General features: G+C 41.7%; 15 protein-coding genes and 2 pseudogenes. All 17 read left to right on the forward strand.

All coding sequences use genetic code 11. From position 1 onward, the window contains the following. Positions 1-29 precede the first annotated feature (29 nt). The 17 genes and pseudogenes from SD70_RS39255 (at position 30) to SD70_RS14835 (ending at position 17479) form a co-directional block, all read left to right on the forward strand. Positions 30-158 (forward strand): hypothetical protein, encoded by a 129-nt coding sequence (locus tag SD70_RS39255; RefSeq protein ID WP_269432471.1) that lies wholly within the window; start codon positions 30-32, stop codon positions 156-158. A 214-nt stretch (positions 159-372) separates the two neighbouring features. Then, the gene (locus SD70_RS14765) at positions 373-1017 is read left to right on the forward strand and encodes a sigma-70 family RNA polymerase sigma factor (protein ID WP_041048305.1); all 645 of its coding nucleotides are present in this window, start codon (positions 373-375) and stop codon (positions 1015-1017) included. Between the two features lie 121 nt (positions 1018-1138). Beyond that, positions 1139-1297, forward strand: a pseudogene (locus SD70_RS38085) (transposase); the annotation flags it as partial. 419 nt (positions 1298-1716) lie between these two features. Continuing rightward, positions 1717-2646 (forward strand): HD-GYP domain-containing protein, encoded by a 930-nt coding sequence (locus SD70_RS14775; RefSeq protein ID WP_231571224.1) that lies wholly within the window; start codon positions 1717-1719, stop codon positions 2644-2646. A gap of 159 nt (positions 2647-2805) precedes the next feature. Beyond that, a pseudogene (locus SD70_RS36045) lies at positions 2806-3145 on the forward strand (transposase); the annotation flags it as partial. 675 nt (positions 3146-3820) lie between these two features. Then, entirely contained in the window at positions 3821-4009 is a 189-nt protein-coding gene (locus tag SD70_RS40370; RefSeq protein WP_052487459.1) for a group II intron maturase-specific domain-containing protein, read from the forward strand. 1002 nt (positions 4010-5011) lie between these two features. Further along, positions 5012-5431: a sigma factor-like helix-turn-helix DNA-binding protein gene (locus tag SD70_RS14790; protein WP_041048308.1), complete on the forward strand. Its 420-nt coding sequence runs from the start codon at positions 5012-5014 to the stop codon at positions 5429-5431. 117 nt (positions 5432-5548) lie between these two features. Continuing rightward, positions 5549-6001 carry a DUF6075 family protein gene (locus SD70_RS14795; protein WP_449267215.1) on the forward strand — a complete coding sequence of 151 codons (453 nt, stop codon included), beginning with the start codon at positions 5549-5551 and terminating at the stop codon, positions 5999-6001. Continuing rightward, positions 5988-7505, forward strand: coding sequence for a hypothetical protein (locus SD70_RS14800; protein ID WP_041048309.1), 1518 nt, complete (start codon positions 5988-5990; stop codon positions 7503-7505). Before SD70_RS14795 ends, SD70_RS14800 begins: the two co-directional genes overlap by 14 nt. Further along, positions 7502-7945: a C40 family peptidase gene (locus SD70_RS14805; RefSeq protein WP_082053367.1), complete on the forward strand. Its 444-nt coding sequence runs from the start codon at positions 7502-7504 to the stop codon at positions 7943-7945. Before SD70_RS14800 ends, SD70_RS14805 begins: the two co-directional genes overlap by 4 nt. Before the next feature lie 371 nt (positions 7946-8316). Beyond that, on the forward strand, positions 8317-9306 hold the full coding sequence (locus SD70_RS14810) for a DGQHR domain-containing protein (RefSeq protein WP_041048311.1): 990 nt from the start codon (positions 8317-8319) through the stop codon (positions 9304-9306). Further along, positions 9303-10247: a hypothetical protein gene (locus SD70_RS14815; protein ID WP_041048312.1), complete on the forward strand. Its 945-nt coding sequence runs from the start codon at positions 9303-9305 to the stop codon at positions 10245-10247. Before SD70_RS14810 ends, SD70_RS14815 begins: the two co-directional genes overlap by 4 nt. Before the next feature lie 3 nt (positions 10248-10250). Beyond that, positions 10251-12242, forward strand: a complete 1992-nt coding sequence (locus tag SD70_RS33355) for an ATP-binding protein (protein ID WP_052487460.1) — start codon at positions 10251-10253, stop codon at positions 12240-12242. A gap of 13 nt (positions 12243-12255) precedes the next feature. Continuing rightward, complete coding sequence (locus SD70_RS14825; RefSeq protein ID WP_041048313.1) at positions 12256-13578, forward strand: hypothetical protein; 1323 nt, start codon at positions 12256-12258, stop codon at positions 13576-13578. Then, a complete protein-coding gene (locus SD70_RS14830) occupies positions 13575-15488 on the forward strand; it encodes a radical SAM protein (RefSeq protein WP_041048314.1) in 1914 nt (637 codons plus the stop codon). Before SD70_RS14825 ends, SD70_RS14830 begins: the two co-directional genes overlap by 4 nt. 795 nt (positions 15489-16283) lie before the next feature. Next, a complete protein-coding gene (locus SD70_RS36965; protein ID WP_197081048.1) occupies positions 16284-16571 on the forward strand; it encodes a hypothetical protein in 288 nt (95 codons plus the stop codon). 5 nt (positions 16572-16576) lie between these two features. Then, positions 16577-17479, forward strand: coding sequence for a hypothetical protein (locus tag SD70_RS14835; protein WP_197081049.1), 903 nt, complete (start codon positions 16577-16579; stop codon positions 17477-17479). Positions 17480-17483: the final 4 nt, after the last annotated feature.

The raw sequence follows: 17483 nt of genomic DNA on the forward strand, positions 1-17483 counted from the left end.
TTATCACTAATATGATAGGAGGCTCTAAAATGGGGGAAGAAAAAGAAATTCTCACACCGGAGGAAATCGAGGAAATTCTCCGCCAATTGAAAGTTATGTACCCCGAGTTGGAAGATCAAAGACAAACCGAGGAATTAGACAAGACGGAAGAAGAGTGATTGAACTCATTAAAAAACACCATTAAAGCGGATTATTGACAGAATGTTGGTGGCTTGCAGATGGAACTAGCTATGCTTGGTTAGATAGGAGAAGCAGTTTGAATAGTATCGATTTGACGACCTGGTCTTTATTGCAGCCAGTGACGATTGTCGATGTAACGTTGAAGACTGTGCGAAGATTTTATCGTAATGTCCAGAAAAAAGGGGCAAATCAATGACTAGAATCTCAGAAACGATAACAGACGAGAAGTTGATTTTTTTCTATAAGCGAGGAAATCAAGATGCTTTTAATATCCTTTTAAAAAAATATACATCTATGATTCACATTTACTGCAACATATATTTCGCTAAGGGCTTGCTAAAGGAGGATTTGTTTCAGGAAGGATGTATTGGCTTATATGTCGCTCTAACTAAATTCCAAGGGAATAAAGGAACGTTCAAGGCATTTGCAAAGGTACATATTAAGAATCATATTATAAACGCCGTGAAGTCAGCGACAAGAAAAAAACAACAGGTTTTAAGTAATTCCAAGTCATTTTTCTCTAAAATTGATAAAAACCACTCTGGTGAGAACTGTTTTATGGATATATTAGCTTCTACTTCGCCAACGCCTGAGGAAATATATTTGAAAAACGAAGAAACAAAAGAAAAGCAACGTGACCTTAACCAATTTTTGAGTACAATGACCCGAATCGAACAACTCGTCTTTATAGAAATTATTAATGGTAAGACTTATAGGGGAGCCGCAGAAAAAATCGGTTTAAGACAAAAATCTATTGATAACGCGATCAGCAGGATCAAGAAAAAGGCGAAGAAAAGTAATTTAAATCTCTGTATGAAAGAAAGAAGAGCTAATTAGATTAAGCCCCACGCTATGAGTGGGAGAACGGAATAGGAAGAGCCGATGCCTATGATGAAAAGCCTTCCTCTGCCATGCCGACAAAGGTTTCGCAGGCCAAAGTCAGTAGCAGAGGGCATCCATAGACAATTCGAGTCTATCACATACGAAATGGGATTGCACATACCGTATCGTATTCATACCCAAGTACAGACGAAAAGTGATGTACGGGCAATTGAGAAACGACATCAGGGAAATCATCAAAAAACTGTGCGAATATAAAGAAGTGGCGATTGTCGAAGGAAGTGTTTGTGTGTATCCATCTGTGTGTGAAAATCCCGTTGAAGCGGAGCTCCGAAAGTACATCCAGAATCAAGTAGAAGCGGATCAACTCGAAGACAAAGAGCAATCGTAAAAGACCCCTTTAGGGGTGGCAAGAGACAATGGATTGTGGAACCACGCCTTTAGGCGTTGCCAGCAACAGGCCCCTTATAGGGGCGATATCAAGCTCCCCGTTGAACGGGTGGTCGCGTGACTTGCACGTGAAAATTAAGGTTAAATTAAGTTTATCCCGTATGACTAAACCTGTACGGGTTGTACTGTTCCATAAGATGCATGGACACGTAAGAATGATTAATCTGTTTCCCATCTAAAAGCAATATAACAAGGGAGTGTAAACCCGTGAGAATGATTTCTATCTCTCAATACGATGATAGGACCATGAAGTTAGCCAAACCGGTATATGATAGTAATCGCCGTATGCTTCTTTCGGCGAACCATACTATTCATCCCAAATATTTGGAAAGGTTAGTTCAAATCGGTATCCGAAATCTTATTGTGGAAGACGCTGAATCCAATGGCATCACCTTGGAAGAAATGATCGGTATTCCATCATGGTTGGACATCGTACAATCGGTTCAAGAAGCGTTTAACGCTATTAAAATGAAGAAGCCGTTCCCGATTAGAAATTTGCTTCAGGGAGCAGGGAGTCTTATCATGGAAATTCAAAGTCGCCCCCTTGTATTACCCGTGCCCTCTTCAACATTGGCATTGGAGCTCAAAACGTATGCCCATGCGGTAAATGTGGCCATTCTATCCTTGCAGGTGGGTAAACTTCTTGGCTATAACGAAATAATGCTTAGGGATCTAGCCATAGGATGTTTGCTTCATGATATCGGGAAAACGGCGACGGAAGAGGATAAGAAGCATCCGGAAGCTGGGTTTGCCATTTTACGCAGCATTCGTGAAATCAGTTTATTATCTGCGCATGTTGCTTTCCAGCATCATGAAACCTTCGATGGACAAGGATACCCCAGATCGATTCGGGGAAGTGCTTTTCACGAATACGCGCAAATATGCGGAGTATGCAATATGTACGAAAATCAAATTGAGAATGTTCCTCCACATGAGGTGATGGAAATGATAATGGCTTTAAACGGTAACACCTATTCTGACAATGTTGTGCAAGCATTTGTGAAATCAGTTCCCGCCTATCCCCCTGGAACTAAAGTTCGCTTACTTAGTGGGGAAGAGGCAATCGTTACCAAGATCACGAGCCATATACAAAGACCTGTTGTTCGTTTTCTTTCAACAGGGGAGGAAATCTCTCTTGCGGATAATCCAACAGTCATGATAGCCGGTTGTTTATAACGAAATTGGCAGAGGAAGGTTTACACGATACTTCTGAGGTTGTCTCCAGAAGCAATTTGGGGCCAATCTATCCCGCGTGCTTTCTGAAAAAGCAATGGTGCACCTGTTCGCTAAAATCCGTCTGATCGGGTTCGCAACTATAATGTTCAAAGACCTCCGCAAACACTTACCTCCGTGAAGTGCATTGGCCCCGTATTCGCGGCAGGCATCCTAGGGAAAGTATGGCGGTATTGATCGCTTTGTAAATCACGCCAATCTAGCCCAATATGTCGGTCTCGTATGGAACCAGAACCAGTCTGGTGTATTCGAGGAAAAAGAAACTTCTCGTATGCGCACCGGCAATAAATATCTCCGTTACTATCTCGTCCAAGTTGCGGACTCCGTCCGCAAGCACGATGCTGAGTACGGAGAGTTTTACCAGAAGAAATACGACGAAGTCCCGAAGCATAAGAACAAAAGAGCCCTCGTCCTTTCCGCAAGAAAATTGGTACGGTTGGTATTTATGGGCGATACGGGACGCAAGAACGATACTGGAGTCGTTCGGGCAATTCCTTTGTCCGGCTTCAAATGCATCCGCCATCCTCTTATCGTCTGCCTCATTGCCTTGCACGCCTTGTTGCTTACCGCTGGCGTTGGCCATTTCTACAAATCGCAATTATATCCCGTTCTACGCCATATGAATGATGCGCTTGTCGTGTGGGCCCGCAGGAAATACAAGAAGCTGGCGAAACACAAGACACGGGCCATTCGGTGGTTGGGACGACTAGCGAAGAACCTTCCTCATCTGTTTGCACATTGGCAAATGGGTATTGTGCCTGCGACTGGATAATGGGAGCCGGATGAGCCGAGAGGTTCACGTCCGGTTCTGAGAGGGCCTGATGGTGCGATTCCATCGGGCTACTCACCACGTGTGCTGTTTTCAATTTCAATACAAGGACGATACAGATCGATCTACGAAGCGTTAATTAAGCGACTGTCCAAATTCGACCTGCAATTGCAGAAGAAAAGACGAAAATCCTGGAATTTGGACGCTTCACCGCAGAAAATCGGAAGCGAAAAGGACTGGGAAAGCCCAAGACGTTTGACTTCTTAGGTAACTCACTACTGCAGTAAAAGCAGCAAGGGTAAATTCAGAGTAAAGAGGAAAACAAGCGGAAAGAAGTTTAAGGCAAAAGTGAAAGCATTCAAAGAATGGCTGAAAGCAGAACGCCATCAAGACGTGAAGGAGTTAATGAAAACAATACGGGCCAAACTGATAGGACATTACCGCTATTATGGGATACCCGACAATAGCCGAGCGCTGTCCGTATACAAATTTCAGATTACCAAAGCGTTGTTTAAATGGCTAAATCGCAGAAGCTAGAGAAGAAGCTTCACGTATGACAAGTTCAATCTCTTTCTGAAACGTAACCCTTTGCCTGAACCCAAAATTTATGTGAATATCTATGGCTGATCATTGCAACTTTGTAAAGGATGGTATGAGGAGCCATATGCCTTAATTGGGCACGTACGGATCTGTGAGGGACGTTGGCCGTGAGGCTCACGTCTACTCGACCAGAGCAAAAATCGTCTTAAATGCTTATAAATATTGGGATTTTGTAGGATCAATCTTGCAATCAGTTCTGATACATCGTCAACTCCAGCAATGGATTTCTGCTTTGCCCATTACATCAAAGCTTGTTTACCGATTTCATGCTGCGAAAGTTGAGCTATTTATAAATTCGGAAACTTGAAATGTTTTTATACCAAGGAAAGATTCGAAGTGGTGGGAAAATGGTCCTTATCTTACAGCCAGGAACTGCTTTTCTATGACTTTGGGGGATGAGTTTTTCTATAGTTTATACTCTTGGCACTTAAAATGATCCGTATATCATTCAATTTCGGAACAGCTATGTTTACTTAACACTGTTTCTACCGATGAGTCAATGTTGAGAATGAAAATCAAAAATTCGTCCTGTTCACGGTTGTCGGACACAAGTTTGTTCGACAAATTTTTTAATTACGAATTTTCTGTATTGCAACAAATTTCTTGTAAATATTCTAATCTTCATTACTATCGTATGACAGCACCAACATAAAAACAGATTGGCTTTCTTCTCGCAGCGGTGTTGCCATGTGAGGATGGAGCTGATATTTATGTTCGCCCTGTTGTTTGCAATGTCAAACCGCGATCTTTTTATGTGTCTGTTCTACGATTTTTAACACGATCACTTTCAGACTTAGCCGCAATGGAGTATTGCCATGCTCTGCGGCAAGGTCTTTTTTGTTTTTTTCAGCTATTGCACAAATGCATAAACAGTAGCACTGGATGTCGTTCTCCCCCCTCTGTTTTGGTTTGCCAACAAACCAAAATGGAGGGACTTGAATGAAAAAGATGAATTTGCGGGATATGTATCCTTTTTTTAAGACGGATGTATGGGTTGATGTGGATGAAGAAGTTGCCCATGAAATCCGCCGCTTCGACTTGGAAGAAAGCGCCTACAGGCTGCGAACGTATCGCCATCGGGCCTATTATTCGCTTGATCGCAACGACGGGATTGAGCAGCATGTTTTATTTCTTTCGATATCACCGGAGGAGTATTACGAACGCAAACTTTCACGGCAGCAACTTTATGAAGCTATGTGCCAATTGCCGGTGAAATCCGCCAGACGGATTTATGCCCATTATTTCTTGGGCATGAGCAAAGTCGCTATTGCCAGAGCCGAGCATGTTGATGAGCGGGCGGTCCGCAAATCTATCCAAAGAGGCTTGAAACAAATGGAATACTTGCTCAAAAACATGTAATCGTTTCGTCGGAGGGTCCGATTTTCCTGCCAAAATGAACTGTTATATAGAGGACCATGTTCAGACAGCGGCTGGTTGCAACCAGCCGCTCATTTTCCATGAGAGGGGTTTGTAGCGATGCATCCGATTCGATTTCGAGATGAGGAACACGAGAGATTTTATGTTCAGATGTTGGATGAAAGGAAATGCAACGACGGCTACCATCGAGCACTTTTCTATACATTGGGCATTTCCCGGGAAACCAGAAGTCATATCCGCGATTTGTATGATTTTCCTAATGGCGGCATTAAGCCCGAAGGCCTTTCGGCCCTTGGCAAACTGGCAGTACCATTCGAGTATGCCGGCTCGCCTTTAATTTATGGAACGGCTGGACCGAAGCAGGCGGCGAACGTTACTCCACTCCCCACGAATTATTCGATTGCAGCTATGCCCTTTACTTTTTTGAAGCGATTCGTCTTCGTTATCCCGAATATTGCCGAAGTCACGAGAGAACGATCAAACGGCTGGCCGAACAAACCCGCTGAATGGCTGCCAACATTGGGAGTGGAATGGGACGATGAAGGAAATTAAAACGAGGATTGTTGTGAAAGACATCAAACGTTTGTACCGATTCCAAAACATGTTGCATCGTGTAAAGCGTTCAAGCGCTCGTGCCAAGCGGCAGGTTGATCATGACAAGACGACTTCCCAATCTCCGGTTGAATATGCGCAGCGCCATTCCGCAGCGGCTATGAAAAAAACGATACGTGTCCAAATGGGGATGACTCTGCGTATCAACAAGAGATTGATCCGGCACATTTTAAAAAGGAAGCCGTTGCCAGATGGTGATTCTGTCACAAGTCAGAGCCCAATTGATGTTAATGCGGAGTCTTCGATTGCGCGTACACCGCGACTTGCCCGTAGCATACGTCTCCGTAAGCCGGTTGATGGAAAATACGTCTTGTCTTCTGGCTCGCATTCAGGAAAACAACGATTTATACGGAGCCGGGTCAATGCCCGGCTTCTGCATCGTTCTCGAACAGTCAGCTTTCCTGAGCGGATGCAGAAAAGGGATATCGGCCCTCTAAAACCGGTCGGGAAGAAGGAAACATTCTCCGCCGCGGTATCTCGTTCAGCAAATGGACGCGTGAAACCGTTGACCCGAGTCCCCTCTGCTATATCAAAACAATCAGGTCATACGATCAAACGGAAAGTACGAAATTTCAAGACATTATCGCCATTTGTAAAAAATGGGCATCGGCTAGAGCACGCTAACAATCATTCGGATGCTCAAACTGAAGGGAAAATGAATGCCGTCAAGGAAGCACAGCGGGCTACGCAGATGGCGATGTCTGCCCGCCGGTCCGTTCAAACCGCGCGAGCTGCCGCGAGATTGAATCGCCTTATCGTTAAAATGGTTGTAAGAGCCACCGCCCTGCTTGTCAAGGGATTGACGGCGCTTTTGGGGATCAGCGGTTCGGTAATTGTAGTTTTGTGCATTGTCATGGCGAGTGCCGCCGTCATTTCCTCTCCTTTCGGTATCTTTGTGTCCGGTGAAAATACGGATGCCGATGTAAAGCCGCTTACCCGAATCGTTCAGGAAATAGAGGATGAATTTGCCGCCCGACTGGTAGATATACAGCAATCCGCTGGCAATGTAGACCGGGTGGAATATCATTATCCCGGCAGCGCGGACAATACGCGAATCGATAACTGGATGGACATTATCGCCGTCTTTGCCGTGAAAACCGTCACGGATGCGGAAAACGGAATGGATGTGGCTACGCTTGATGCAACAAGAATCGGTATCATTCGATCGGTATTTTGGGATATGAATTCGCTGGAATCTCGTGTTGAAACGATAGAACATAAGGAAACGGTTACGGTCGAACATGAGGACAGGAGTACCAGCGAAGAGACGATTACCCGATATGAGCGCATCTTGCATATTACGGTCACTAGCCATACTGCGGAGCAACAGGCAGATATATACCGCTTTACAAATGAACAGATGGAATTAATGAAGGAGATGCTGTCCGAGGAGTTCCGCCCGCTTATGTTTGCGATACTTGGTAAAGATGCGGATATTGCTTGACGCCGGAGCAGCTTGATTTGGTTCAACAGCAATTGCCCGAAGGCGAACGGGGCAGTGAAGCCGTCAAGTTGGCGCTGACTCGTCTGGGAGATCCGTACAGCCAACCGAAGGCCGGTCAGGACCACTATACGGATTGCAGCTATCTCGTCCAATGGGTTTATCGTCAGCTGGGCATCAGCTTGCCGCGAACCGCCGCGGAGCAGGCCAGGTTTTGCGCGGAAAATGGCCTGACCGTAAGCGCGGCGGATTTGGTTCCGGGCGACCTTGTGTTTTGGAGCTACGAGAGTAATGGCAGATTTATGGATATTACTCATGTTGGGATTTATGCGGGTGATGGCAAAGTTGTAGATGCTTCCTCCACTCGGGGACAAGTGGTATACCGGAATCTGTTCGACACGGATAAGCAGGTGCTTTTTGGCAGACCTGCGATTCAAGTGTAGCGAATATATCATGGTGTACTCACAGAAATTTTAGATAATCTGCTAAATAGATGGATAATTGCGGCTATGAGGTGCAGCTTGCACAGAAGTAGACAATATTGTAAAACCTAATATCACTCTCATTATTTGGTTTGTTGATTTTTGAAGTGATTGAGAAGGATTAGATAATTATTTGTCGAATTTCGAATAACAAAGACGTTGTCCTACACTTAGATGGGAAGTAGATTACCCCAAAAACGTGTAACAAACTAAACGTGACGGTAAAATCGACACATTCTTGCGATATTTTTTTACTGTTACTAATGTCGCAGTTACATAAGTTACAGTTTTATTCGTTACCATGCTTAAATGAAAGACGGTGAGCAAATCGGATGAAAGAGGTTGTTATCGAAGTTGTTAAAAATGTTCAAAAGGATCAGACAATATTTATAGGGTATTTAACCAAAGAGCAGGCACGACAACTCACATTTTCTGATCATTTTCCACCGCAAGAAGGTAGAATCGGATACCAACGTCCCGCCGACATGAAACGAGCGAAGGCCTTTGCAAAATATGTTAGTGAAAAGCCTACAGGATTTGTTACTCCCATTTTGTTGAATGCACGGGATGACTGTTCTTTCATTCCACATAACGATTTTGGATATGGAAGGCTCCACTTGCCTGTAAAATCCTGCCTTTCCATTATAGATGGACAACATCGTGTTCTTGGTTTGATGGATTGTCAGTATACGAACTTACCGATTCCATTTATGCTATTCCAAAATCTCGACCTAGATGCAGAACAGGAATTGTTCATCACAATTAATAGAGAACAAAAGAAAGTCAATATGAGCCATGTCTGGTTTAATGATCGTAAAAATGATGAACTCTCACAACTGGTTGTTAAGTTGGAATCGGAGGTTGGTAGTCCGTGGTATCAGAAAGTGAATCTTAATGGTGTCCGTGGGGCTAAAAGAGCAGTAAGCTTAGATTCCCTAAGAGGTTCCTTAATTGAGTTATTTCAATCAGGTGAAATTAAAGCCCTGAGTTTTAACCAAAAGTATGAGATTGCTACAGGGTATTGGAATATTGTATCTGAGGTATGGCCAGATGCTTGGCAAGCAACTAAAAATTCGCTAATCAAAAAAACGATGGGTACCCTTGCATTAAGCAAACTAGGCGGCTTCTTAGTTGTAGAATGTCTTAACCGTAAAACTAAGGAACTTGATCTAGTTAAATTAAAAAACTTGTTATCACGCGCCAGCCACATCAATTGGATGAGTAATGGAGAGTTCAGTGGGATCTCCGGGCGCAAAGGTGCCGATGTAGTCAAAAATAAACTAGATGAAATCATATTCTCTAAAGTTGAGGCCACCTCATGAAGTTTAAACGAATTTGGAGAGGGATGTTCCCAAAGTACTGGGATGTAACCATGTGGGCTATCTTGCTGCAGCAGCATGTAGTATTTTGCCATCGAAACGAAAATACGAATCGTCGTATAATCATGAAGATAGAAATTGACAGTGGAGAGACAACAACTGTTCAAACCATATATAACAGCATTCTTGGTTCGAGAAATAATATTGTATTTTTAGCGCGTATTTCTGACGCACGATCCCATTTGAAAATTGATCGCATCGGGGCGTTTGACGTTAATTACATGAGTTTTCGTTGGGAGATAGATGAGGCTGTTATAGTTGAAAAATACAAGGTTCCAACAATTAATGAGTTTACAGGTGACTGGTGTACCATAGGGAACAAAAAAATTTATTTGAATGATGGTCGCTTATTGATAAATAGGAAATTGACGGATTGTTATTGGCCTGTTGATGAAAATCTGTCGTTGGTTCAAAAAAATGATGTATTAGCTTGTGTGGATTCGAACGGGATTACAATATGGGAATATCAAGGTTACTTTGGAAGCCACTTTCAAGGGACATTCGGAGAGCAACTGATTTTCTTTACACCGCTGAATGAACTGGTTATTTTGAACAAATTAACTGGGGGGAAAATCGAAGAAATCTGTTTACTGCAAGCGCGGCTGACAACACGACGTATATTCGGAAATTTTGAAGTGTTCAATTCGCACTCATTCGAGAACACTACAATTGCAGATGGCGTAGTGAATGAGAACATTGTAGCGTGGATTGATGAAAATTATGCGTTCAATATAACAAACAGACAGACAAAAACAGTTAAAACCTTCTCGTATCCTAATTCATCTATTCCATATTTATCACAAATAAACAAAGAAGAATTGTTGATATTTGAGTTAGAGAACGAGGATTATGGAAGTTTAGTGATCGGCACATTGGAGGAATAATGTATGGAGCAAGTTGTATTAGATCAAAACAATATGAAGGCTTTAAGATTTGGCGGAATAAGTCCGGATGTTTTACGAGAACTTTCGGGTGTGTATCAACCATTTGTAAAAGCTGTAAAAGAAATAATATCCAATTCGTATGATGCTGATGCAGAAGTAGTTGAACTTGAGTTTGGGACTGATTTTGAATCTTTAACGATTACGGATGATGGTAATGGTATGGGACCAATTGAGTTTATTCGAGATTATATTCGAATTGGAAAAAGCTATCGGAAGAGCGAACTTACAGCTATAAAAGGTAGGCCAAGAATTGGCGGAAAAGGGATCGGTTTTCTTGCTCCTGCTCGTTATTGTGAAATGATAGAAGTGAAGACAAAAAAGAAAGCAACCTATGAAGACAAAGTTCAATTTGAGCTGAGCGGAGTTAAAGAGATTGATGTTGAGCATATATTTCTGTACGGTCATGAGAATGAAGCTGTTCTAAATTGTATTGAAATAAAAAGGGTAACGGATGAGTATGGGAACGAAGTTCCAACGCAAATTGATGGATTCAAAATTAAATTCGAACAACTAACTTATCATAAATGTGATATTTGGTATGTTTATGATGCTTCTGATTTTGAACTTACTGCAAAAATTAATTTCAATAAACTGTTTTCATTAGAACCAAGTAAGAGTCTAGAGCAGATAGACAACTTTTGCGAAATAACGATTGAAACTGTAACTGGGCAGAAGAAGCATCAATCTTACACACAAATTAAACTCCATAACATAAAGGAGTTTGTACGAAATGATCTTAAGGACGAGGGAAAAAAGGGGGCTCGGAATGTAGCAAGTCTAAGTGGCTTTGACCAGTTTGAATGGAATCTTAGCAGAATTATTCCAGTTAATGCAAAGATACATGAGAACATACCGTCCGAGTTAAGAGATTATATTCGAGATGAAATAGACAGAGCTAAAGATTCAATTCCCATTAATATCTTTATAAAAAATGATGAAAGTAAAGAAGCACTTGAACGACGTATCATTAAACCCGTTACAAAGCTCGATTTCCAGCATGATAAAGATATTGTGAAAAAATTAGAGCTTTTCGATGAAAATAACAAGATGTTTGCCAAAGGTTTTTTAGTGGGGCAATCTTCTCTTATTTTGCCAGCGGAATTAAGAGGAATACTAATCCGGGTTAAAGGAGTTGCCGTTGGAGAGCCTACCTTTTTTGGTTTTGATCAAATATTATCCGGGTCTTCGAAAGTGGCACTTACACAGATTTCGGGTGAGATTAATATTTTTACTGGGATAGATGCGGTTGAGGATATCAATCCTGGCAGAGATGGTTTTTATAAAGAAAGTAAAGTGTACAATCTGGTGAAAAAGCAAGTTGTCGGTGAATATCCGGATCGTGTAACGGGAGTTATAAAGGAACTAATTGACGCCATTATAGCACGAAGCGATATCAATGCAAGCTTAGTAAATTTTCAGAAGAAGTATCAGTCATACCGGGATACGATATTAGAAGCGAGTCAAGTAATTGCCAATCTTGCTATAGAGAATCCAGAAGTGGAAGATGCCTTCTATGAGTCAACAGATATGAGTGACTTAAAACTCTGTCCTTCTGTACTCCCGAAGGCAGAAGGTAAATTGTCTTCCTTCTCTGTTTATGAAGTAGAAGACCTAGAGGATGGGGAAAACGGTTATAAAGTAAATTACGAAACCAAAGAGTTGTTTCTTGATAAGAACGCTGATATATGGAAGCGAAACATCAATATAGGTCGACAAAATTTCGATATCGAATTAAAACAAGGGAATAAGAAAAATGTTAAGATGTTTTGTCAAGTGAATCCCACTACACGAAAAATTTATATCAATTGGGATCATCCTATTCGAACTTCAATGGGGGACACTCAATTTATTAAACACTGTTTGGCAACCATTGCTTCTAATTTACCGCAAGATCAATTAGATACTTACGTCAGCTTAATGACGAGCAAAGTATAAAGGTGTGTCGTCAATGGAATGTATCCCATCCCAATCATGGTTACAAAAAATTACAAGTGAAGATAAGGTGTTACTAATTAACCCGCCAATTCAAGAGGTACGGTATGCTTGGATTCGCTGGAATCAGCCAACTGACTTATTAATATTAAGTTCCAAGCTTAAAAATGAGGCAGGATGTAAGGTGGAGTTGCTCGACTTTATGTTACCTACGGAGTCGGGCAGAGTTCCTATGCGTGATTTGGCAAAAGCAAAAGAAGTTCGTACTAAAAATATTAAAACAACATATAAAGCACGAACTTATGGTTTACCATTAGAAGAAGCAACACAACAATTGACGTCCATCCTTCCTAATTGGACACCAACACATATTGTTATTACAACCATGACAACTTATTGGTTTGAAACGCTTCGCCCGGTTATATCATATATGAAAACGATCTGCCCTTCAGCGCAAGTGAGTATTATGGGAGCTTACCCTGTATATGAAACTGATCACGCGATGCGAATGAATGCAGATTATTTAATTACCGATTACTTTGATACAGCAGAGTACTGTCCTGATTTCGAAGTGTACTCTGGGGAAATCACAAAGTTCTTACACAATGGGCGAACATTGCTATTTGGCGGATTGAGATTGAGCGACAATTCAGCAAATGCCATTGAACAAATCAAGTCGTTAAGAAGACAAAATATAAGAGATTTCGTTTTTTTTGAAAGCAACATTTTCAGAGAAGATTGTAAGCCGCTGCTTGAAATGCTGACTGCGCTTGAGAAAGAAAAGCTGTCTATTAATTTGCACGGCCTTTGTGGACTGGAAATTAGGAATGCCACAGAAGGGATTTATACTAAGATGCTGCAAGCGGGCTACCGTTCATTTTTTCTAGAATACGATTTAGATAATACTGAGCTTAACAAAGATAGCTATCGAAGAGCCTATCTGGAACTAGTTAAACATAACAGTGGACGAATATCCTCAGGGAACTTGGCGGGCTTTATTATGATTGGCACTGCTGAAGATGAACTAGAAAGGCTGTTCAGGCACACCTTGAATTTGCTTGAGATGTGTGGGTCGATAATCCCCAAGCCCTTCACTCCTACGATAAACAGTGAGAAGTATATAGAAGTAAAACAAAAGCATGGCCTAGACAAATTAACTCCGCATGTTTTCCCTCTCGCTGTAGATAATGGAATCACACGCGAAGAGTATATGGAGTTTTATCAGCATACCAGCTTTTTGAACGAAAAACGATTAGGGCAGTCATTTGATTTTTTTGATAATCATTACTGCTCAGTTGCCTTAAAAAGAAGTTTGGGAAAAAAGGGGATGATGATATGACTATTAGTCGAAACAAATTGGCTATTCTCATCAACCCGCCAATATATGACACACAATATTGGGCTAGATGGAGTATGCCTCACGGGTTGTTAAAAATCGCCACATGGTTACGATATGAAGGATATGACTTAAAACTCTATGATTGTTTGAACCCTTATGGTGAGGGAAGTGGGATTCCAGAACGTGTGGCAGATTTCGAAAGTTATGATGCCGTTCGCAAGCAGAAAAAAAGTGTAGTTGTTTTGGCTTCAACTGAGGAACGAGAAGAACAGATGTCTTATAAGTTGAAGCCTAACGAGAAGTGGAAATATATATTTGGCTTGCCTCCACACGAGCTAGAAGACCAGTTAACTAATTACAAAAACAGCATCGCAAGAAAGAAATACAAAAGCGTAGAGTTTTGGATTACTTCCATCATGACATATTGGTGGGAGAGTACACGAGATGTAATTGAGCTGGCTCTAAGAGTTTTTCCAGAGGCAAAAATTCGATTGGGAGGTATATATCCGACTTTGGCTCCGTGGCACGCGGAAAAAAAACTGGGAATTGATCCTCTCTTGATGAAAGGGGATAAACTTGATCTAAACGATGAAGCTCAAATGGACCGTCATCTTGTAATCTATAATGAAGTGCCAGCCGCGTCCAATCTAGACCTTGCTACAGACCTGTATGATGATAAAGAGAGGCCACCATATACTATTCTGACGACTTCTAGGGGTTGTCCTCATATTTGCTCGTATTGTGCCTCCAACGTATTAAATGATGGAACAAAGGTCCGGACACGTACATTTGAAGATGTGATCGCGGAGATAAAAGATAAATTCAGAAAAAACACAAGAGTATTTTGTTTTTATGAAGATAATCTTTTAATGAAGATGCAAGAGTTTAAGCGGATTTTGAAGGCAGTATTAGCAGATAAATCTTTACAGGGCATAAAGATTTATGCACCAGAAGGTATTGAAATTGGTGTTGCACTCAGTGATCGGAAAAGATATCTCTTAAAAATGCGATCTGATAAAAGTATTTTAGCTACATTATCGATTGAAACGGTAGAAGAACAAGATACATCAAGTGCCATCGATATTTATGAAGCTTTTAAGGAGAGTAAAAGACGAACCAAGAGAACGTTTATCAAGTTCGAGGAAGACTTAACGCACGGTGCTGTGGTGATAAAAGAGCAGACAGATGATCACATTGTATTAGTTGTAGGGGACGACGATAAGGTTGTTTTAAGAAAAGCAATAAAAGAAAATGGCCGAACCGACCTTATTTATGAAAACGAAGAACAAAGCTCATTAGGGTTGTACTTAGTGGGAGTGCCGGAAATCGTATATTTAATGCGGTTAGCTGGCTTTGAAAAAATTTATTTACCGCTTGAGACGATTAAGAAGGAAACAAACGCTAGATGGAATCGCTCTTGGAATAGTAACTTGTCTCGTTTTGAATCCTTGCTGGCTGCTCTTGAGGAAGTTGGATTCGATACCCGTAAGCAAAACATCAATGCTTTCGTTATGTTCGGATTGCCTGGTGAAGATCTCGAAGAAATATATGATACAGCCCTTTATGCATCTGAACGTGTAGGCTCTGTTATACCTATGTTGTTTACACCCGTGCCTTCTACAGATGTATATGAACAGTACAGGCCGTATATAGAGGAACATCGTTTCGATTTGCACCACTTGAATGGAAAATTGTTTCCATTCTTTCCGATGCTGCGGGATCAAATGAAAATGAAGTATCCTGAGTACGAGATAGAGATTGCGGACTATGTCCGAGTAGAAAGTTTTATGCAACGGATTAATTCAAAAATTAATGGACAATCGGTTAATATTTATGCGGATACTAAAGTTGCATCAACTTTCAGACAGACATATAGTGAATATGAATCGTTTATTAAAGAATGGGTTTAAAGGCTCATCGTGCCACTGTTTTACAGTGGGCGATGAGCCTTTAATATTTAGACTGGAGGATTTTGCATATTGTTGTCGAAGTGAAGTAATGTAAGGTATACGACATTGAACCACACTATGCATAGTCGCTTAGCCAAGGCGCTTTTGAGGAATATACTCTATATGGTGGCACAAGAAGTCAAGACAATTTTTTCAATTTTCAAGGTGCGAAATGCTTCACGAATTGTTTTGATGATGTACTTCTGGAGGGGCGCCTCCACTGTCTTTAGTCATCAGAAATTACTCCCAAAAATCGTCCTGCACTAAGGCTGAGAATTTCCAGCAGTGTAGATGCGGTTTACATAGAGTGGCGGGCATTATAGGCTTAATAGCCTCTGCGAAGCCCGTGGTTTCGCCCTTCGCAGTGAATCAGTCCATGTCAACCGCATTGTCGTTTTCCAGCTGCAGGCGATTTTTATGGATAACCTAACTTGATTTTTTGGGTAATTTCACTTGATAAAATACATGCCCTCACCGAGAACTGGAAAATGAACGGTGTATGACGCTTAATGGAGTAGTCCACTGGTAGAGGACATAGCCCGAGCGAAGGCGCGGAAGTTTATCCTCATGTTGACCGCACCATGCGGTATATACGGGATGCTGGTGTCCGATAATCCAAAGACTGATGTAGCCGATAATGATTGTAGAATTCGAAGTACCAATGTGCCGCGGCGCGCTGAAAAAGTCTCTCAAAAGATGATATTGATGCTTTAAGGCATACCTGAATCATCGTATAGACTGAAAGGAGGAGTTCTTATGACGGCTGTAGAGAGTGTTAATAAAAGAAAAAAGATAACGCAAATTCTTGAAGAGGAGACTGGCGGCAAGAGTTATAAAGCACATAAATACAGTCTCGATTCAGAGCGGTCCTCTTTGGAATATAACGAGGCTGAAGACCGTACTTTCGTGTGGAAGATGCGTGGTGAAACCGAACCGCCTACTACCAAATATAAGTCGCTTGAGTCATTGGCACGACTTTTGGCAGAGCGAGACGAACAAGTGTTGACGTACTTTCTTGATGCTCACGCCACGTTTATAAAGTAGATGATATGGCATATGCTCAGTCTGGCGATAGAAGTGTAATCTACCCAACGATAGCCGGACAAGTTGGGGTAGGTATTTGCAAACGTGAAAATAAAAAAATGATGCCTGAGGCACTGGCGCGTGAAATTATTCTCTCTATCCCAAGCGTTGCTGACCCGAGTGGTAAGGGGGGGTTCTTTGAGTCGCTGTCTGTCAAACTAAACGAAAGCAATGAATTAGCGCGAATACAACAGTGCGGATGGCAATTTGTAACCCCGATTCCATACGACATTAAACATGATGACCGCAAGTTTGAAGACAGAGGAACATCTCGCATTCAAGAAGCGATGATTGAAAGAGAAAAGGAAATGGTCAAGAAACTTGTTCGGGAAGGAAAGCTAAATCAGGATAACTACCTTGTAAAAGATGGCTCTTTGGAATATCGGTTGACCAAAACCGACAAAGATGACGAAAAGAGCTTTCAGACTTTCAAACAAAATTATAACTGGGTTATTGGATTGTCTAAGTCGTTCAATCCAGAAGCGTGTTTCGATAAGGGAAAAGCAAACCCAGGCTTTATTGCTGACTTGCCGTTATATCATCGGACGCCGGTTGCTTATTTCGGAAGTGAAAAAGAGCCGCTTGCTTTCGCTGTATGGTATGTGAGGCTACGAGACAAAAGTAAAACGAGAACACCATTTGACGGAATTCTTAAGGTTGAAAAGATTCTTGTGCGTGAGGATGAACTTAAAAATGGGATGGAAACAGAAACTGTTGACAGACTTAGCGCACTAATAATAAATGAACGAAATCCTACGTGCTATGGAATGGATACTCGCTGGGCAAATCATATCTATCCGATTTACCTGACGGAACGATTTGTAAAATCGCAGTACCTAAGCACCGAGAGTTTCCTGCACCTATTTTAAGGAG

The sequence above is a fragment of the Gordoniibacillus kamchatkensis genome, from assembly GCF_000829455.1.
Classification (GTDB): Bacteria; Bacillota; Bacilli; order Paenibacillales; family NBRC-103111; genus Gordoniibacillus; species Gordoniibacillus kamchatkensis.